The sequence below is a fragment of the Sphingobacterium sp. NPDC055346 genome (assembly GCF_053645235.1).
Map to the genome: position 1 here is coordinate 391,424 of NZ_JBSHMI010000002.1, position 19,178 is coordinate 410,601.

Below are 19,178 nucleotides of genomic sequence, written 5' to 3' on the forward strand. Positions count from 1 at the left end.
GATTTTATCTTGGATTGGGTTGAACACCTGATAGTACCACCTCCGCCGGTAGCTGAAAGAGGCGCATAGGGCTGTTAGCGCCTAAGACGTAAGTTTCTTTCTCATCATGTGTTCGATGGGTTACTACTATTTTATGTCGAACAATATCAAACCAGCGAAGCCCTTCAAAAAGGAATTCCCTTCTTTTGAAGTCTAGAGCAGCTTTAATAATGTTTTCTTCCAGATTTAAGCTTCCATAAAAACCATTTAATCTGGTGGAGTTAACATTATGGACATTTGGTTCATAAACGGGCTGATCGGGACTGTAATATACTTTTCGACTGATGAAAGTATTTAAGTCTGCGATGGCTTTGCCGTAGTTTTTTACACGAGCATATGCTTCTGCACGGTTTAATAGGAGCTCATCAGCCGTCAATAAGGGAATCATATTATAAGGAATACCATAGGCCGCATTTAAACTTCCTTTGACAAAATGTTCGCGAAATTTTGGGATATTCAATGAATAATCCGTCCCACCATATATAGGATATGCAAAACGTCCAGTGGTAATGTTATCGCCAAATATGATTTCACCCAAAATAGGAGCAGTAAAACCGAACCTATTGAATGCTAAATCTCGACCCCAAGAAGACACGGCTTCCACTAACAAAAGATTGGTTGGGTTTTCTGTACTGGAATACCATTGTTGCAAAGTCATGTATTCCATTGCTGCAAATGCCCTATTGTTTACGGGTCTGATATAATTTGAGAGATTTTCTCCTAGAGCTAGATTTGCATGTTCAACTGCTTTTTGATAATTATGTTTAAATAAATAAAAACGAGTTGCAAATGCATGGGCAGCAGTTTTGGTAAAATGGTATTTTTTGACTTTGTATCTGTTGTCATCAAGTAATGGAAGACCTTCCACAATATCTTTTTCAATGAGATCATATAGACCCTTCACTGTTCCGCGTTCATATTTATTGAGTACAAATTTTTCAGGTTTATCAATAAATGGAATCCCTGGATCAGAACCAGAGGTTTCAGGTTCAAAATCTTTACAGTACAAGATAGCCAGCATATGGTGCGCATAGGCTCTGGTTAATAATGCTTCACCTTTTAAGGAGGCGGTTTGCTTATTTACTCCAATTTTTTCTATAGCTTCAAGCGCATGGTTTGACGCACTAATGGCTTTATAGGCAGTGTACCAATAATAAGTCGGTGAATCGGAGTCGTTGGTCTCCACATCGATGAACATCCAAGGGTTCATATTCGTTTGAACGTTTGAACTGCTGGTCATTCCTTTGTCCCCCGCATTGTCTGATGCTGATTCCGTGAAAGGAATATAATTTCCCCTAGGATATGCAGAGGTCAATAATTCAGCTATTTTACTTGGAGAGTCTAATTCTGTCCTTAAATCAGGTGGAGTTTCCAAAAATTTAGAACATCCCAACAATAGAAAGGCAGAAAGGACAGTTAATAATACATTTGTTTTCATAATAGTTTTCGTTTATAATCCTGCTTTAATGGAAAGGGTAAATTGACGAGGTATTGGCAATGCCACTCCTCCGGATCCATAAAACTCAGGATCTTGGCCATTCAACTTTGGATCTGAGTAAATCAAGAAAAGATTGTTAGCAACTAGATTTAATGAAAGGTTATTGAAGATTGATTTCCCAAAGAATTTTTTTGGAAATTGATAACCTAATGTTACTTGTTTCATTCTGATGAATCCACCATCTGCCACTCGTTGATCGGTATAGTTGTAGGCATTATACACTTGGTCTCCAGGTAATCTAGAAGAGGTCCTTGAAGTCGCGATAGAAGGGGATAAATTTTCATAAGGTGCAAGGAATCTATCTAAGAAATCATAGGACATCGCATCCAATTCGGAGTATTGATTTTTATAGATAGGATTCAGTCTTACTTTGTTTCCTGCACTATAGGTTACCAAGAATGAAAGGTTAAGGTTCTTATAATTGAAATTGTTATAAAAACCACCATTGAATGTTGGATCTACAGGACCTTCATATTTTAAGTAGTTGGTCTGTATACTTTGAAGGAAAACATTGTTGGAGATTTCATTATTTTCATTGACAAATATGGGTGTTCCATTGAATTCGTTCAATTTCTCAAAATCAATAGAAAATAGACCTCGATGTGGATGACCTTCTTTCGCCGCTCCAACAGAATTTACCAAATTCCAGATATTGGGTTCATTTCTTATCGAAGTTATTTTATTGTCATAAAAAGCATTGGTCAATTGGGTTTTCCAGCCCCAATCCTTTCTATCAAATACTGTTGCCTTGAACAATAGCTCTATTCCTCGGGATTTCATATCGGCGTAATTGGCAAATTTTATCGCTTCACCTCCAATTCCTGAAATGCGCATTGGTCCAATTAGATCAAATGCATCCCTTTTATATAAATCTAAGACAATCTGATACCGTCTATTAGCGAATGTTGCGTCAAGTCCAATATTGGTTTCATATTGCTTTTCCCAGGTCAAATCTTGGTTTTCTAAGAAATCGATGTTGATTACTGGTTCTTGTTCATGGATAAATGGGCGGTTGACCGATCCGGAGCGTAACACCAAACTCGCATTGGTGGCAGGTCCCATACTGGCGGTCAAACCATATGTACCTCTCAAGGTTAAGGTGTTGAAGAAGGTCTGGTTCTTGAAGAAGTTTTCCTGGTCGATGTTCCATGACCCTGAAAGGTTCCAGGTAGGAAGCCATCTTGCTACACGGCTTCTGCCTAATTGATTTGACCCATCATATCGCGCTGTTCCGGTGAATTGATATCGGCTGTCGAAAGAGTATGTTCCATTTGCGGCAAAAGCAACAAAGCGATCAGAAAAGACTTGCATTTTATAGTAAGGTAAATTTCCTTCAACAGTCATTTTGATGATATTAGGGTCAATAAAAGGAACACCGCCTTTATCAAACTGGTATCCATAGCCCGTCATATCTTTAGTCATCCTGTCCAAGAATCTTATCTCTTGGGTGGCAAATGCGGTAAAATAGTGTTTTTGGGATGTTAAGTTCCAATTGAAACTATTTCTTAAATAAAAGCTCTTTAGGATGTTTTCATTGGTAATATAAATACCTCCATAGGGCAAAACAGACATGGGTCTGGCGTCCGGATTTGCAGGGTCTCTATATAAGAACCTGTTTTGGTTTGCAATGATGCTATTTTCAATTCCATCAACTCCATATATTGTACCGGCGCGATAAGCATTTGATAAATTTGAGGTTTCGTTTATTTTATGCTCATTTCCAGTACTTGCATAACGATATGCACCAATGAAATTGTAATTAATGTTTTTAGGAAGTTTATAGTTTAGTTCCCCTTGGACCTTCAGGTCTATCATTTTTAACTCCATGTAATTTTTGTCCAATTCATTTAATATGTTGAATGGAGCATAATTCATGGTTACATTTTCTCTATTTCCTTGTTCATCGAAAGGAGCAATGACCCTTGAGGTATTCATGGCATAGGAGAAAGGGTTGATGTCGAAATTTCTTGATACAACACCTGTAACGGGGTTGCTATCTTGCCCTAATGTGCCGGGTGCTTTTTGATCTCGGATGGAACCTGTTGTCAACAAGCCAATCGATAGCTTATCTGTGATGTTGTAATTTCCTCGAATGTTTGCGGTGTATCTTCTTACTCCATTTGCTTTTGCCCAACCATTATCCTGTAAAAATGAGGTTGAATAGTAGGTTTGGACCTTATTGTTACCATTGGAAAAACTCACAGAATGTTCCTGTAATAATGAATTGTTGAAAAGGGTTTTGAACCAATCCGTGTTTTGATAGATGTATCTCTTCAAAAAGGCTTCACGGCCTTCAGGAGTGTTTTCGACCAAGGGAGTTCCATCTTCTTTCCAAGTTGATAGTCCCCTTGATAAGTTTCCGAAAATTCCGGAATTCATATTGTTCCTGATCAACGCATAATCTATGGCCCCCTTTCTAGCAATTTCTGAATAGATTGACATTTGATCGTAGGAATTTACAATGTCAAATTGAGAATAGGATGGACGAAGGTAGGTCGTATAATTTCCTAGATAAGACACCGCTTGGGTACCGGCTCTACCTTTTTTGGTTGTAATAATAATTACGCCATTCATTGCCCTTGCTCCATATAGGGAAGTGGCGGCAGCATCTTTAAGGATTTCGAAACTTTCGATATCATCTGGGTTTATTCCGGCAACGGAAGATCCCAATAGGGTATTGGCATCACCTGTAGATAATTGATCGTTAGAGATGTTGACTACATCTTCCAAAATAATCCCATCGATTACCCATAAAGGTTTGTTGTCTCCAGTAATTGAAGTCGCACCCCGTACACGAATTTTTGGTGCAGCTCCAAATGTTCCCGAGACATTCTGAACACTGACACCAGAGACTTGACCTTCCAACATTCTGGAAACATCGGGGACACCAAAGCGTTGTGCGTCTTCGGCTTTTACTTTCGTAGCAGCGCCGGTGAACTTCCGTCTGTCGATGGTCTGATATCCAGTGGCGACCACATCAACAACTTCTAAGGTCTGTTGATCTCTTTGCATATTGATGTTAACTGTTTTTCTACCAGCAATGGAGATTTCCTGCCTTTTGTAGCCTAAGAAACTGATAATGATAACGTCTGTCGGTAAAGCACTGATCTCAAATTTTCCATTTTGATCAGTCGAAGTGCTTTTGTTTGTTCCTTTGATACTAACAGAGGCAGCTGGAAGGGGCTTTCCTTCAGCATCCCTGACCGTACCTTGGATGTTTTCTTGTTGACTTACAAGGGAGTTGAGGATGTTCTGCTTACAGATACTGATAGTGATCTGATTGTCAGATATTTGATAAGCTAGTTTTTCTTTAGGTAGGATCAGCTCCAAGACTTGGACAACGGTTCCCTTCTCTATATTTATCGTGATGGGTCCTGTAATTAGATTTATGCGGTCGTTATAGAAAAATTGGTAATCAGTTTGATTAGCAATAGCCTTTAGGACCGTGTTTAATTTTGCCTTTTGGAACTTTACGGATATTAATTGTTCATTAGCCTTTACGATGATGCTATAAAGCATCAGAAGGGTCAATAGAATAATGAACTTTAGGATCTTTACCAGGAATTTAAGGTCAAAACCTTTCTCTTTTCCTAGTTTTTTGTGAACTAAAAAGTACAGCATTTTAAGAAATTGATTAGATGTTTAAAATTGGTTCTTGCTTGTATCGGGATTAGCCACAGGTAGCGTTATATCCCTAAAATAGATGTTATGTGCTCATGATATCAATGTTTAAGTGTTGAAATTAATTGGTTATCTATAATCAGGAAATTGTATTTGGAGGTGCTATTTAAGATGTCTAGGATCTTGGAAAGCTTTACATCTCGATCGATAGTACCGGTGAAAGTTTCATCATTATTTTGGATGGATTGATAGTTTGTCTTAATACCATACCAATTCTCAATTTGGAAAAGGATATCCTTGAGATTGTCCTTGCTGAAAATGAATTTATTGTTTTTCCACGCTAATTCTTTCTGTAAATCGGATTCTGATACGATGAGCCTATTCGCGATAAGCTCAACTTTTTGTAAGGGCTTCAATTCCTTGAAATCTGATTTTGATCTTATTTCAATTTTTCCTTCTTCAAGAGAGGCTATTAAACTGTTGTTATAATTATTGACATTAAAGGAAGTCCCTAAAACTTTAATTTCTGCATCGGCTGTTTTGACGATAAAAGGTTGTTTTGGACTGTGCTTGATCTGGAAGTAAGCTTCACCGCTTAAGTTGATCATTCTAATTTGCTGATCGAATCGTGAAGGAAATTTTATGGTTGAGTTGGAATTTAACCAGACCATGCTGCTATCAGGTAGTACGATCGAATAATATTGGGCTGCAGGGACTTGGATCTCAAGCCATTTTATCTTCTCATTTTTTGTCGGTTGGTTGACTGTAGTTATGATTTTTTGATCTGAATTCAGGATTTCCCCAGAATGTTTCACCTGTAAAGGCTTATCCAACAGGATCTTTTCTCCATTTGATAAGATTAGTTGGGCCCCAACTTTGGCTGGATATTTATCCTTGTAAGCTGAGTCTAATTTTCTTTCATTTTGAGAAAGCTGTATAGTTTCTTCGTTGTTAAGCCAAGAAGAAGAGTATAATAATAAGAACGAAAGAGCAAACAGTGTTAGAGATGCAGCAATAGACCATATGAATATTTTAGTTTTCTTTTTTCTTTGTCTCTTGTTCCAAGATTTTTCGGCATCGAAAGAATTTAGTAAGTCAAGATCCTCTTTCAATTGAACGGTGTTAACCGCATCTCGGAAAAAGTCTTTGTTTTCCATGTTTTCTTCCAGCCAATTATTCAGTTTCCTGATATCACGGACCGTACAAATACCTTGAATGTATTTGAAAATCAGAATGGCGATTAGTTTCTCCTTTTGGTTCATAATTATAATTAAGAAAACTTAATTACGGAAAAGGATGAAAGCTTATTAAAATAAATTTAATTGGAAGTTAAGAAATTGATAAATATTAAGAAGTATTCTGGGTTAAGATGCTTCTGTAGAAATGCAAGACCTCTTTTTTTGTGGGTTTTGACCGTGTTGATACTGATATTTAATTGGTCTTTAATTTCATTGTTGGTTAATCCTTCAAAAAAGCTTAGTTTGATTACCTGTTGGCACATGTTGGGCAGGGCATTGACAAGTCTATCGATTTCTTGTAATAATTCGGTGTAGATTACGAGGCGGTCAATATCTTGGGGATCTTTTTCATCAAATCCCGTAATTCTCCAATACCTTTGACTTATTTCAGTCCTTCTATGTTCATTGATCAATTTATTTCTCACGGCAGTATATAGGAAGGATTTAATGGCCGATGGGTTGCTCGATATTTTAGATTTGTTCAATAGGTAAGAAGTGAATGCGTCCTGTGTTAAATCTTCTGCGCGTTCATAATCCCCTGTTAATTTGAATGCATAAAAATTTATGAATTTGTAATATTTGATATACAAATTTTTGTCAGACATATTGACTGGAGTGTTCATTTTTGAATGATAAAGGTATTGTTATAATGGTTTAATATGAATAAATATATGTAATTAAAAATTAAATATATTGCATGATGTTGAAAAAGAGTTTTATAGCTTGATGCTTCAGCGCTTAAAGCTTGAAAACAGAAAATTATTCGATTCTTCTAAAATCGAATTGTAAAAATTAAGAAGTGTAATGGGGTTGGTTTTGTAAATGGGGAGGGGTAAAAAAAATGATGGTGGATTTTAATCCTCTTCTGAATTAAAATCATCACCATCATACAGGAATTCTATCAATATAGAATTCGATTCTTGTGTCAATACTTCGTCTTTTATCATCTTTAATAAATTTTATTATCAAAAATATAAATAGACTTTAATCTGTGTATTAATTCGGTGTTAAGTTTGTGTAATTAACATTGGAAAAGGCTAGACTATAATTTGGTCTGCTTTCCAATATCGATTTATTCTTTATCCTTTCTAAGGTAGCCTGACACCAGGTATTGCTGAAATTATTCGTTTCTCTTGATAAGCTGTCATTTTGTAAGTATGTTCCATCGGTTGGGATTCCATACAGGTAAATAAGCCCATTCTGTATATTGCCAATAAGTTTTCCTTCCTTATCAACAGCTATTTTTCCATTACTATAGTTTCCATTGACAATTTCCTGCACATATCCTTTCCTTCGCATCCGTTCGTATAGCTTGTTGTTTTTTAGCTTCAGGTTGCCTTTTGGTATCCGGGCATCGATCAGGAAATTAAATTCTTTTTCTACATAGGAATTCTTTAATAGTAATGCTTCTGGTTGGACCTCAATAACTGGTTCTTCAGAAAACATAAACTTTACATAGCCATCCTTGGCCAAGCAGAACAATTTATCGATACTATCCCTTGGAGGTCCAAAAGCGGTATGGTTAATGAATCCTTGCCAATATTTTTCAAAGGATTCCTGGGATTCCTCGTCAAAACCATTATGGGAGAAGAGCTCGGCAATAAGGTAGAAGCCTTCCCGAATTGCTGCAATTGCAGCCGCCATTGGACTTTTTAGCTCACCTTGTTCTGAAAGCTTCATGCTGTAAATGCTAAGATCGACAATGAACTCATGGTAATTTGTTTCCATCTGCACCTTAGAATAGGTCATCGGATCGATGAGTGCGGAGATAGAAAAAAGTTTGGTCGCATCAAAAGTGTCAATGAATTCCAGGATTTCTGCTGAAGTCAGCTCTTGGGTCGCATGAGTATAGGTGTAAAAGGCCAATTGTGCTTCAAGGTTATAGGTAGGCAGTATATCCCTTTCAAAATTCAAAGGTTCATTTCTACTTTTCAACAAATTGAGCCAGTCCTCATTCATTATTTTTAGTTCATATTTATTTCCATTCCAGAATGCATTTCGCGGTAGCATAGGGAGGTTTCTTCTTGAAAAAGGATAGATAATAGGTTCATATCCAGATGGAAGATAGCGGTATTCATGGTCCTGTTTATAAAATATTCCTCCTCGGCCTTCAGTAAGGTGTAGGACAGCATCCATAAAGGTCAAGCCTATTCCTTTGATGGCAACATCGACCTGTGCTGGAATCTCATCCAATAGCTCCACAGGGTAAGTTTGCGGAAGATAGAGGATGTTTTCATTGCAATCAGATGCTAAAAGATCTTCTTCCTCCATATTGGAATAACTATGGCCAGTACAAAAAATCGCTGATTCGTATTGGAAGGGCAAAGTCATTTTCGAACTTGTCAGTTGTACTCTGTCCATGTGTATATCCATGTCCAAGATATTGCTGTTGACCAGGTTGACTTCGATCTGATTGGGTTTATGGCTTAAGGTCTTGTGCAAAGCATCCATTAAGTAGAGCCCCATCAGCTCCCTAGAACAGAAATCAGAAGGGTTAGGGCTGCTTTCTGCAGATTTGTTTTGATGGATCCAATCAATAAGTTTTAATCTGTTTGGAATATAATGTGACGATTCCGGCTCTTCCCAACAGCTTATTTCTGCTATGCAATCATTCATGATGAGATAGGAAGGCAGGGTAGGTTGGAAGTGAGGTCCAGAGGCAAATTCTCGGTTGTGATTAAACCAATGAATGTTGATGGGTTTATGGATGTTTTGGTCTATAGCTTTAGAAATAAAACGGTCTAGAGCATAAAAACCTTTGGGACCACCTCCAATAATAGCAATGTAAATTGCGTCTGATTTTTCGGCAGGCAATTCCTCGTCATTCACAATTTGGCTGTAAATGTGTTTAGGCACCTTACTCAGGTGTGGGTCTAGATATGCAGAATTCCAAATCATAATCTAATTTTTTATTAATCATTGGAGCTCAATTAAATTCACTAATAGATATAAAGCGTTTTAGTGCAATGCAAATCTTGCTATGATTGGATAATCATAGCCTAACTAACAGTTTAGATTCACTTGTTTAGAAATTCACTTTTTTTGCTTCAATCAATGTTTTAACCCTTTGGATAAATTCATACCCCTCCAAGGACATCTAACTGATATCTCCAAAATTGTTAATTACTAAATCACATTAATAATATTTGTACCTTATTAAGCTAGACAAGCGTTAATGTGCCACTTGTTTCGCAATCTTTTTAACAAAGATTTAGTTTTGTGTGATGTAGTAAATATAACAGTAAATAACCATAAACGTTTTAGAGAAATGTGTTTTTTGAGTTTATTTTATTAATATTTTTTATCAATACCCTAATGTTAGGGTATAAAAAAAGGGATTTACGTTAAATCCCCTTTTATTTATTACCTGAATGTGTTGAAATTGCTTATTCTTTGTTAATTAAATCGAAAGTATCCTTAATCAATTCTAAAGATTTCAATCTTTTTTGGTCATCATATATATAATTAGTGGTCATGATCTCTTGTGCATTTACCTCCTCAATCAATTCTTTAAGTGTCCTGGCCAATTGTTCAGGGTTGCCTGTATAGGTACTGGAAGTCATGGATTGGACTGCTTGCTCGATTTCAGGTATTCCGTGGAAAATGGGTTTTTCCGTTGGTGCTGATAAAGGCATCCTCCGGTTGGTCACTATTCCTGCAAAAAGGTTCTGCAAGCTGCTGGATAAAAATATGGCCTCTTCATTGGTCTCTGCTGCCACTATATTTACACAAACCATAAAATAAGGCTCCTGCAATTGTTCGGATGGTTTGAAGTTCATTCTATAGATATCGGCCGCAGCCTTTAACATATTTGGGGCGAAGTGTGCCGCAAATGCATAGGGTAAACCTAATTCCGCAGCAAGAAAGGCACTGTCCGTGCTGGACCCCAGAATCCAGATAGGGATTTCTAAACCTTCTCCAGGGAATGAGCGAACCTTGGAGCTGTGGTTGTCGGAACTGAAGTAGCGTTGGAGGGACTGCACATCATCTTTGAAGTAAAATGCCGTATTTAAATTATTCCTCCTAAGTGCCATTGCGGTCAACTGATCGGTGCCGGGAGCTCGCCCAAGACCAAGATCAATTCGGTTGGGATAAATAGATTCTAAAGTTCCAAATTGTTCCGCAATCACCAAAGGGGAGTGGTTAGGGAGCATAATCCCTCCGGAACCAACCCGGATGTTTTGCGTTTGGCTCGCAATATGGCCGATCAAAACTGAAGTGGCCGAACTGGCAATAAATTCCATATTATGGTGTTCGGCGAGCCATATCCTGGTATAACCTAGTTTGTCAATATGTTTGGCGCCTTCTGAAGCTCTTTCGATCGCTTCAGTGGCTGTATTATTCTTTCTTAAAGTGGCTAATTCCAGTAGAGAATATTGGATGTTCTTCATAAGGTAAATATACGTCTCAAATTACATTGAAATGGTAATCTTAATGTATGGAATTATTTAAGCTTTGTCACGATTCCTAAAATTTATAGAGAAGCAATGATGGTAGTCTAGTATTAACATAGGATTTGAGGGATTTTTTATTTGAGTAAGTTCAAATTTTACCTTTCATTTTTAATCAAAATTGGAATAATTTTTAACATATATTGTCAATTTATTAAAGGATATTGTCATTTCATTTTAGCAAGGTAGAATTATCGCTACATTTTCATTTCAATTAAAATAATAAATACCTTAAAATCCCTTAAAAATCGCCAAAAACGTTGAAAAATGCATTTAAACTGTTTAAAGGCACATTATAGAAAAGGCTAGTATTTGCTGTATAAAATTGCTAAATTAATTATATCTATATTTTTCATTTTATTTAATTGAAAATAAGGTAGTTACAATTGTGTAAATTTTACAATATGCTAAATTTACTTTTTTTATTGCTAAAAATATATATAGCTTTGTTCGCAAAATAAATCCTATATATGACAAATTTAATCAGTAGTCAATTGGAGTCACTTGGGATCCGTCCTTCAAGTCCAATTTATTTTCAACTTCCAGTACCAGAACTGGTGGAAAGAGCGATTAAAAATAATGAAGCTTCCTTAACAGAAACAGGAGCATTGAGTTTCAAAACTGGCATTTTTACAGGGCGCTCGCCAGAGTCTAGATTTATCGTAAAAGACTCCGACACAGCAGAGCACGTAAATTGGGGAAAAGTAAACAAACCCATGAGCATCGAGCTGTTTGACCTGTTGCTGGCTAGAGTAACTGAATATCTTTCATTAAATCCCATTTATGTAAGATCTGTACAAGCTTGTAATCATAAAGATTATTCCCAAAATGTACTTACGGTTACCCAAAGTCCTTGTCAGGATATTTTTGTGAACAATATGTTTATCAATGTAGATGTTGAAACGCAAGGACCAGTCGATTGGACAGTCTTAGCAGCTTCAAATTTAAAAGTTGATGATTACCAGGCCTTGGGCTTGCCAACTTCACACTGTGTGGTTTTGGATCTAACCCGTAAAGTGGTTATCATCATCGGAACGGCATATACAGGAGAGATTAAGAAGGGGATTTTCTCTGCACTGAATTATTACTTGCCTTTAAAGCATAACGTGTTAACAATGCACTGTTCTGCAAATGTCGGTAAGAAAAACGACACTGCTTTATTCTTTGGCCTATCTGGGACGGGTAAAACAACGTTATCATCTGATCATGGTCGTTTATTGATCGGAGATGATGAGCATGGTTGGACGGAAAATGAGGTGTTTAACTTCGAAGGAGGTTGCTATGCGAAGGCCATTGGTTTGACGCAGCAACATGAACCACAAATCTTTAATGCTATCAAATTTGGTGCATTATTGGAGAACGTGAATTTTAAACCTGGAACTCGTGAAGCAGATTATGACGATAGCAGCATCACAGAAAACATGCGCGCTTCATACCCAATCGAATTTTTGGAAAATGTAAATCCTAGAGGATATGGTGCTTCACCAAAGCATATCTTCTTTTTGAGTGCGGATGCATTTGGAGTACTTCCTCCGATCTCCAAGCTTACTGCTGAACAGGCCATGTACTATTTTATCAATGGATATACAGCTAAAGTAGCAGGAACAGAAATGGGAGTAAAGACGCCTACGGCTACTTTCTCCGCTTGTTTTGGTGCTGCATTTATGCCATTGCATCCTATGCACTACGCGGAAATGTTAAGGAAGAAACTAGAAGAAAATCCGGATATCCAAGTTTGGTTGGTCAATACGGGTTGGGTAGCTGGTCCTTACGGCGTAGGAAGAAGGATACAGTTAAAATATACCCGTCAATTAATCCGTACCGCTATGGAGGGCCATATTGGCGAAGCAGGATATGAAAAACATCCGATTTTTAATCTTCAGATGCCAAGGGAATGTCCTGAAATCCCAACTAATCTATTAAATCCTAAACGCGTTTGGGACAATCCAGAAGCTTATGAGGAGTTAGCGGAAAAATTAAAGGGAATGTTTGATGAAAATTATGCTCAATTTATCCCGAAACCAGTTGAAAAGGTATTGAGTTAATAAAAAGAGAAATGGGAATTCAAACATTAGAGCAATTTATTTCTGAGCAACAAACTCAATTTCCTCAAGCAAAAGGAGAATTGACACGATTGCTACAAGGGATTTCTTTGGCCGCTAAAATTGTTCATAGGGAAGTAAATAAAGCTGGCTTGGCTGACATCCTAGGGAAGCAAGGTAATACCAATGCCCAAGGTGAGGAACAACAAAAACTAGATGTATTTGCTGATCATTACTTTATGGATGCATTGGAACGAGTTGGCGAATGCTGCTATCTAGCTTCTGAAGAACATGAAGACGGAATAGATCTGACAAAACGAAATAAATATGCTGTAGGTAAGTATATGGTTTATTTTGATCCTTTGGATGGTTCTTCCAATATTGATGCAAATGTGTCAGTAGGTACTATTTTCTCCATCTATAAAAGAGTAAGCTCTGGAGAAGAGATCGAGAACATTGATTTTGCGCAGATCGGTAGAAAACAAGTTGCCGCAGGTTATGTGATCTATGGTTCTTCAACCATGCTTGTTTATACTACTGGAAAGGGAGTGAATGGCTTTACTTTGGATCCATCTATTGGAGAATTCTGTCTTTCCCATCCAGGTTTAAGGATTCCTGAAAATGGGAAGACCTATTCTGTAAATGAAAGCAATTACAACCAGTTTTCCCTTGCGATTAAACAATACCTGCAATTCTGCAAAGAAATCGATAAAGAAACCAACCGACCATATTCTTCTCGATATATTGGTTCCTTAGTGGCCGATTTTCATAGGAATATGATTCAAGGAGGTCTGTTCTTATATCCGGATACCTATCAGTATCCGAATGGGAAACTTCGATTGATGTATGAATGTAATCCATTGGCATTTATTGCTGAACAAGCTGGTGGTAAAGCTACAACCGGTGAGATGCCAATCTTGGACATTGAACCTGTCGAATTGCATCAAAGGACTCCGTTGATCATCGGAAGTAAGAACATGGTTGAAAAGGTAGAACAATTTATTGCAGAATATTCAAGTGTAGAACCGTCTTTTGTATAGGCTATTATTTAAGTAATTGAAAATAATTATGTTTGCAGAAACATCTAATTATGAAAATACTATTTGCTGTACTGTGTCTGTTCTGCTTTCAGCTTTCCTATGCCCAAGATAGATTACCTCTGTTTTTAAAAGGTCATTGGGAAATACAGGGAAGCAATAGCGAAGAACATTGGGATGTTCTTTCTGACAAGAGCATGAAAGGCTTTGGTTACAAAATTGATGGTGCTATTCCTCAGGTTTCTGATTACCTGGATATCCAATTGAAAAAAGGTAAAGTGGTCTTGATTGCTACGGTAGTGGGTCAGAATAAGGGATTGCCAATTGAATTTACTGCCGAAGGAAAACCATCTGATAAGGAGATCAAGTTTGTAAATCATAAGCATGATTTCCCGCAAGAAATTACCTATAGCAAGGCTTCAGACTCTACAGGGAATTTGATCGTAAAAATCGCTGGTCAAGGAAAGGAACATACGCAAATCTTTCTTCCTAAGAAGGTTTCAGGTGCAAAGCAGGATACTGTCTATGATGAAGCTTTAGCACAGAAGTTAGGTTCAGATGAATACGGTATGAAATCCTACTTTTATGTGGTTTTGAAGACTGGAGAAAATAAAGATCAGGACAAAGATTTGATCAATACGGCTTTCAAAGGCCATATGGATAATATCAACAGGTTGGTTAAGGAAGAGAAGCTGATCGTTGCTGGTCCTTTTGGGAAGAATTCGGATCAATATAGGGGTCTATTTATTCTAAACAATATAAAGACAGAAGAGGAAGCGAAAGCAATTCTGGAAACTGATCCAGCTATAAAAGCGGGGTACCTGGCTTATTCTATTTATACCTGGTATGGTTCAGCGGCACTTCCAATGTATCTTCCATATTCAGAGAAAATTACCAAATCCAAATTCTAATATAGTTAAAACAGATTCGGCCAGTCTTGCAGAGCAATGACTGGCCGAGTTTTTTATTAAATATTGTGATTTATTTAACTCCCATTTCTTGGATAATGAATTGAGCATTGTCAACCTTATCTGCTATCCATAACACATAACGGATATCGACACCGATCGAACGACTGTAGCTCTCGTTCCAAGCGAAATCATTGATAGTAGCATCATAAGCTCTATCGAAGTTCACTCCGATCAATTCTCCGTAAGCATTCATGATAGGAGATCCTGAGTTTCCGCCCGTAGTGTCCATGTTATATAGGATGTTAACAGGTACATCATTCAAATCCTTTTTAAAGTAGTTTCCGAAGTTCTTGTCCAGCCAATTGGTCTTGATTGCTTCAGGATAGGTGAATTCATTTAAACCTGAGTTACCCTTTTCAATGATTCCTTTTACGGTAGTGAAGGGTTCCATGTAGGTGGCATCTGCAGGACTATAGCCCTTTATGTTTCCAAATGTCAACCTTAAAGTTGAATTCGCGTCAGGGATAAAGCTTTTTGATTGGAACTTTTCTTTTACGGCAATATAATCCGCCATTAACTTGTTCAAATTACCTTCTCTTCTTTTTTGTTCCGCATAGAATGGCTGCATTTCCGTTTCCAGTTCTTTTTGAAACTTCATTAAATCATCTGAATACTTTAAGAAAGAATTTACATCCTTTAGGACAGTGTTCTCAAAATACTCTTGATTAGAAAGTTTGGAATCTTCGATGGCCTTGCTGATATAATCAGAAGCTGCCTGTTCGTTACTGAATTTGTGAGCTGCAACAAATGGAAGGGCATTGCCATCTTTTAATTGGTAAGCTTGAGCAAACATGCTGCTTGCAATACTTTTATCTACATTTAGATTGAAGCTTTCATAAAGGCCAGCTAACTGTTTCTTGAAATTATCAATATTGGCCTTGTACAATTCTTCCTTACGTTTGCTTGATAGTTCTTTGTTAATAGCATCTTGAAAGCTATTGGTCAAGGAAGCAAATTGTAAGGAGCGAATTCCAGAATAGATGTTGTTATACCATAATTCTTTTTCTGCATTTTGGAAAACCAATCCGTAGTGTTGGTCTATATCTTTCATCAAGGAGCCATATTGAGCTTTTAACGCAGCATCATTCTCAATGAATTTTGCCAATTCCTCATCCTCCTTGATCTTGGTATTGACAAGGTCGATGTTTCTCAAGCCTTTCAATTTACCTCTGTAATTCTTCATTACATTTGCATTCCTCTTGATCCTTGTTGCAAGTGCCAATTCAGTAGCTTTATCATCTTTTCCTGCAAGTAGCATCTGCTGATTTTGGAAATCATAAAGTTCTGAGGTGTAAGGCAATAAATATTGCTGCTGATATTCAATATACTGGGCAGGTCTATGACGGAAAGTACGACCAGGGTAGCCAAGGATAAAAACGAAATCATTTTCATTTACACCTTTAGGATTTACCTTTAAATGTTTCTTTGGTTTATAAGGGACATTATCTTTAGAGTATTTCGCAGAAGAACCATCTTTGGCAACATAGGCTCTCAAGAAAGAGAAGTCACCTGTATGTCTAGGCCATACCCAGTTGTCCGTCTCACCACCGAACTCTCCAATGTTCTGTCTAGGGATATAAACCAAGCGCACATCTTCTATGGTTTTATATTTGAACAAAACATAGCTCTTGCCGATGAACATCTCAGAAACTTCAGCCTTGATGGATGGATCTTGGGCTTCAGCTTCTTTTGCAATTTCTTTTCTTTTGTTGGTAATGATATCGATACGCTGGCTAGGGTCAGTTACATTTGCAACAGCTTCCCAGATTCTCTGGGATACATCCTCATAAGAGTCCGTAATCCGGATATTCAGTCCCTTGGCTTCGATTTCTTGCTCATGCGAATTCGCGACGAATCCATTTTCTAAATAATTGTGTTCGGGTGTGGAGGCTAATTGAACGGCACTGAAAGCACAGTGATGGTTGGTGATGATCAATCCATTCGGAGAGACAAATGAGCCAGAACAACCACTAACCTGTACCAAGGCATCGACTAGGCCTATCTGTCCGGGATTATAGATCTCCTTTTCGCTAATTTTTAATCCTGCTTTTTTCAGACCGGCTTTGCCCAGTTCGCTCAAAGGGAACATCCCTTCATCAGGAATGGCATTCGGAATGATGACCGTTCCGGTGGTTAAGAAAGCAGCAATTATCCCTGCTTTGATAAAGTTTAACATAACTATAGATTTTGTTTCATCCCAAAAATACTAAATGTTAATTGGCAAAACAGATTTATTGCTGTAATACCTGGGGTATTATTTAACTATTCGATAAATGGTTCCTATATTTGCAGAAAATAGGGAATTTTATTCACGCTAATTTAATAATAGGAACCTTAGCCTTTATAAATAGCAAACATTAATCTTTAGCTATCTAAAAGGGGAAATGACCAACGAATGAGACAAAAATTTCTAAAGAAACTAGAGGCTTTAAATAGGTGGAGAATGCAGAAGATTTCAAACAGAAATTTTCTAATCGTTCTAGCCTTTGTGGTGGGTATTGTAGGTGGGTTGGCAGCTGCTCTCTTGAAAGGATTAACTCATTTTATCGCGGCCAAACTACAGGATGATCTTGAATGGCATTTCAAATATTCCCTTTATTTGATATTTCCGCTGATCGGTATTTTCCTGAGTGTGCTATATGTCCGCAAGTTCATAAAGGGAAAAAAGCTTGAGCACGGAATCACACCAATCATTTACGCCATTTCCCGACGGTCCAGTCGAATCGATCTACATAATATTTATTCCCAAATTGTTACCAGTGCCATTACGGTTGGCTTTGGAGGGTCTTCAGGTTTGGAGGCACCGATTGCCTATTCGGGTTCCGCCATTGGTTCCAATATTGGACGGTTCTTCGGATTGAGCTATAAGGAAGTTACGATGCTTTTGGCATGTGGAGCTGCAGCAGGGATATCCGGAGCATTTAATAGTCCCGTTGCTGGGATGGTATTTGCCATTGAAATCCTATTGCCCGAGTTCTCAATCCCTGTCTTTATTCCATTGTTGATTTCCTCGGCCTTAGCTGCGGTTATCTCAAGGATCTTATACAGCGAACCTTTGTTCCATACTGCTGCAACAGATTGGGAGGTGAGCTCGATATTCTTTTACATTCTATTAGCCGTTTTGGTCGGCCTCTATACCATCTATTTCTCCAAGATCAGCCAAGTAGTAAAGAATTGGTTTTCGAAAATCAAGAATCCATATAATAAGGTATGGGTCAGTGGGATTTCCTTGGGAGTCATGATCTTCGTATTCCCCGCCTTATATGGAGAGGGCTATCTGACCATACAGCAGATCCTTGATGGGCACTTTAACTCGATTGTCAAGAATTCCCTGTTTTCAGATTATCGAGACATGGCCTGGGTAGTTGTTTGTTATACAGTTTTGGTTCTATTTGGTAAATCCTTTGCATCACTATTTACAATCAATGGGGGAGGAAACGGAGGTATCTTTGGACCTAGTTTGGTCATGGGTGGATTGATAGGCTTTGCCTTCGCCTATGGCATGAACCAAACTGGTTTTGTGCAACTCAATGTTCCTAATTTCGTGATGGCTGGTATGGCCGCCGCACTTGCAGGAATTATGCATGCGCCGTTGACAGGAATTTTTCTTATTGCCGAAATCACCGGCGGATATACTTTGATGGTACCCTTGATGTTGGTTGCTTCGATTTCTTACTTAATCAATCGAGGGGTGATGAAGCACTCTGTCTATACCAAAGTATTGGCAGAATCCGGAGATCTTCTATCTTACGAAGATAAAGACCGTACTGTTCTCAGTATGATGAAACTGAGGTATGTGCTTGAAACCAATTTTGTTGTTTTGAGACCGGATCAGACCCCATTGGACCGTCAATCGGATATTTTACATTCCAAACGGAATATATTCCCAATCGTTGACGAAAAAGGAAAACTTCTAGGGATCCTATATAGTGAGCGATTATTTTCCATTCTATTAGGTGAAGAAGAGGGAAGAGATAAAACTTTTGCCACTTTAGCTCAAAAGCCTAATGATATAATTATTGAAACGGAGAATATGGAGCATGTGATGACGAAGATGAATAAAGAGGATGTTTGGATCCTTCCAGTGGTCAATAAGGATGAACAATACCTAGGTTTTATATCAAAGTCTTCTGTTTTCAATAAATATCGCGGGCTTTTAATTAGACAAGGCCAATATTTGGAGTAATCCTATCGATTTGACCAAAATATGTTGCTTTGTTTACCATCTGTAGCAATAATATTCCCTCTAAATTTCGTTGAAATCATACAAAGGATTGCCTT

Annotated in this window: 11 protein-coding genes; 4 read left to right on the forward strand and 7 right to left on the reverse strand. The window is 37.7% G+C overall.

The window, feature by feature from the left end; genetic code table 11:
* Positions 1 to 4: 4 nt before the first annotated feature.
* The 6 genes from ACWICE_RS05990 to ACWICE_RS06015 all read right to left on the reverse strand — a co-directional run bounded on the left by ACWICE_RS05990 (position 5) and on the right by ACWICE_RS06015 (position 10,787).
* On the reverse strand, positions 5 to 1,477 hold the full coding sequence (locus ACWICE_RS05990) for a RagB/SusD family nutrient uptake outer membrane protein (protein WP_185217875.1): 1,473 nt from the start codon (positions 1,475 to 1,477) through the stop codon (positions 5 to 7).
* 12 nt (positions 1,478 to 1,489) lie between these two features.
* Positions 1,490 to 5,158, reverse strand: coding sequence for a SusC/RagA family TonB-linked outer membrane protein (locus ACWICE_RS05995; protein ID WP_454297865.1), 3,669 nt, complete (start codon positions 5,156 to 5,158; stop codon positions 1,490 to 1,492).
* Positions 5,159 to 5,259: 101 nt separating this feature from the next.
* The gene (locus tag ACWICE_RS06000) at positions 5,260 to 6,420 is read right to left on the reverse strand and encodes a FecR family protein (protein ID WP_454297866.1); all 1,161 of its coding nucleotides are present in this window, start codon (positions 6,418 to 6,420) and stop codon (positions 5,260 to 5,262) included.
* Positions 6,421 to 6,476: 56 nt separating this feature from the next.
* Positions 6,477 to 7,001, reverse strand: a complete 525-nt coding sequence (locus ACWICE_RS06005) for an RNA polymerase sigma factor (RefSeq protein ID WP_185217878.1) — start codon at positions 6,999 to 7,001, stop codon at positions 6,477 to 6,479.
* A 391-nt stretch (positions 7,002 to 7,392) separates the two neighbouring features.
* Positions 7,393 to 9,294 (reverse strand): FAD/NAD(P)-binding protein, encoded by a 1,902-nt coding sequence (locus ACWICE_RS06010; protein WP_185211921.1) that lies wholly within the window; start codon positions 9,292 to 9,294, stop codon positions 7,393 to 7,395.
* Between the two features lie 488 nt (positions 9,295 to 9,782).
* Positions 9,783 to 10,787, reverse strand: coding sequence for an LLM class flavin-dependent oxidoreductase (locus tag ACWICE_RS06015; RefSeq protein WP_454297867.1), 1,005 nt, complete (start codon positions 10,785 to 10,787; stop codon positions 9,783 to 9,785).
* A 530-nt stretch (positions 10,788 to 11,317) separates the two neighbouring features.
* Here ACWICE_RS06015 and pckA point away from each other — a divergent pair.
* Genes pckA through ACWICE_RS06030 form a run of 3 tightly spaced genes read left to right on the forward strand, consistent with a single transcriptional unit; the run spans position 11,318 to position 14,837 of the window.
* Complete coding sequence (gene pckA / locus ACWICE_RS06020; RefSeq protein ID WP_454292300.1) at positions 11,318 to 12,892, forward strand: phosphoenolpyruvate carboxykinase (ATP); 1,575 nt, start codon at positions 11,318 to 11,320, stop codon at positions 12,890 to 12,892.
* 11 nt (positions 12,893 to 12,903) lie between these two features.
* Entirely contained in the window at positions 12,904 to 13,929 is a 1,026-nt protein-coding gene (fbp, locus tag ACWICE_RS06025; protein WP_214649463.1) for a class 1 fructose-bisphosphatase, read from the forward strand.
* Positions 13,930 to 13,979: 50 nt separating this feature from the next.
* Positions 13,980 to 14,837: a DUF6265 family protein gene (locus ACWICE_RS06030; protein WP_454297868.1), complete on the forward strand. Its 858-nt coding sequence runs from the start codon at positions 13,980 to 13,982 to the stop codon at positions 14,835 to 14,837.
* A gap of 70 nt (positions 14,838 to 14,907) precedes the next feature.
* Here ACWICE_RS06030 and ACWICE_RS06035 read toward each other — a convergent pair whose 3' ends face one another.
* Positions 14,908 to 17,073 carry a S46 family peptidase gene (locus ACWICE_RS06035; protein ID WP_454297869.1) on the reverse strand — a complete coding sequence of 722 codons (2,166 nt, stop codon included), beginning with the start codon at positions 17,071 to 17,073 and terminating at the stop codon, positions 14,908 to 14,910.
* A gap of 267 nt (positions 17,074 to 17,340) precedes the next feature.
* Between ACWICE_RS06035 and ACWICE_RS06040 the strand changes: the two genes are divergently transcribed.
* Positions 17,341 to 19,083 (forward strand): chloride channel protein, encoded by a 1,743-nt coding sequence (locus ACWICE_RS06040; protein WP_237219526.1) that lies wholly within the window; start codon positions 17,341 to 17,343, stop codon positions 19,081 to 19,083.
* Positions 19,084 to 19,178: the final 95 nt, after the last annotated feature.

Excerpts from the sequence above, each read along its gene's own strand:
- ACWICE_RS05990 (WP_185217875.1), bottom strand. The coding sequence starts at position 1,477 with ATGAAAACAAATGTATTATTAACTGTCCTTTCTGCCTTTCTATTGTTG.
- ACWICE_RS05995 (WP_454297865.1), bottom strand. The coding sequence starts at position 5,158 with ATGCTGTACTTTTTAGTTCACAAAAAACTAGGAAAAGAGAAAGGTTTT.
- ACWICE_RS06000 (WP_454297866.1), bottom strand. The coding sequence starts at position 6,420 with ATGAACCAAAAGGAGAAACTAATCGCCATTCTGATTTTCAAATACATT.
- ACWICE_RS06005 (WP_185217878.1), bottom strand. The coding sequence starts at position 7,001 with ATGTCTGACAAAAATTTGTATATCAAATATTACAAATTCATAAATTTT.
- ACWICE_RS06010 (WP_185211921.1), bottom strand. The coding sequence starts at position 9,294 with ATGATTTGGAATTCTGCATATCTAGACCCACACCTGAGTAAGGTGCCT.
- ACWICE_RS06015 (WP_454297867.1), bottom strand. The coding sequence starts at position 10,787 with ATGAAGAACATCCAATATTCTCTACTGGAATTAGCCACTTTAAGAAAG.
- pckA (WP_454292300.1), top strand. The coding sequence starts at position 11,318 with ATGACAAATTTAATCAGTAGTCAATTGGAGTCACTTGGGATCCGTCCT.
- fbp (WP_214649463.1), top strand. The coding sequence starts at position 12,904 with ATGGGAATTCAAACATTAGAGCAATTTATTTCTGAGCAACAAACTCAA.
- ACWICE_RS06030 (WP_454297868.1), top strand. The coding sequence starts at position 13,980 with ATGAAAATACTATTTGCTGTACTGTGTCTGTTCTGCTTTCAGCTTTCC.
- ACWICE_RS06035 (WP_454297869.1), bottom strand. The coding sequence starts at position 17,073 with ATGTTAAACTTTATCAAAGCAGGGATAATTGCTGCTTTCTTAACCACC.
- ACWICE_RS06040 (WP_237219526.1), top strand. The coding sequence starts at position 17,341 with ATGCAGAAGATTTCAAACAGAAATTTTCTAATCGTTCTAGCCTTTGTG.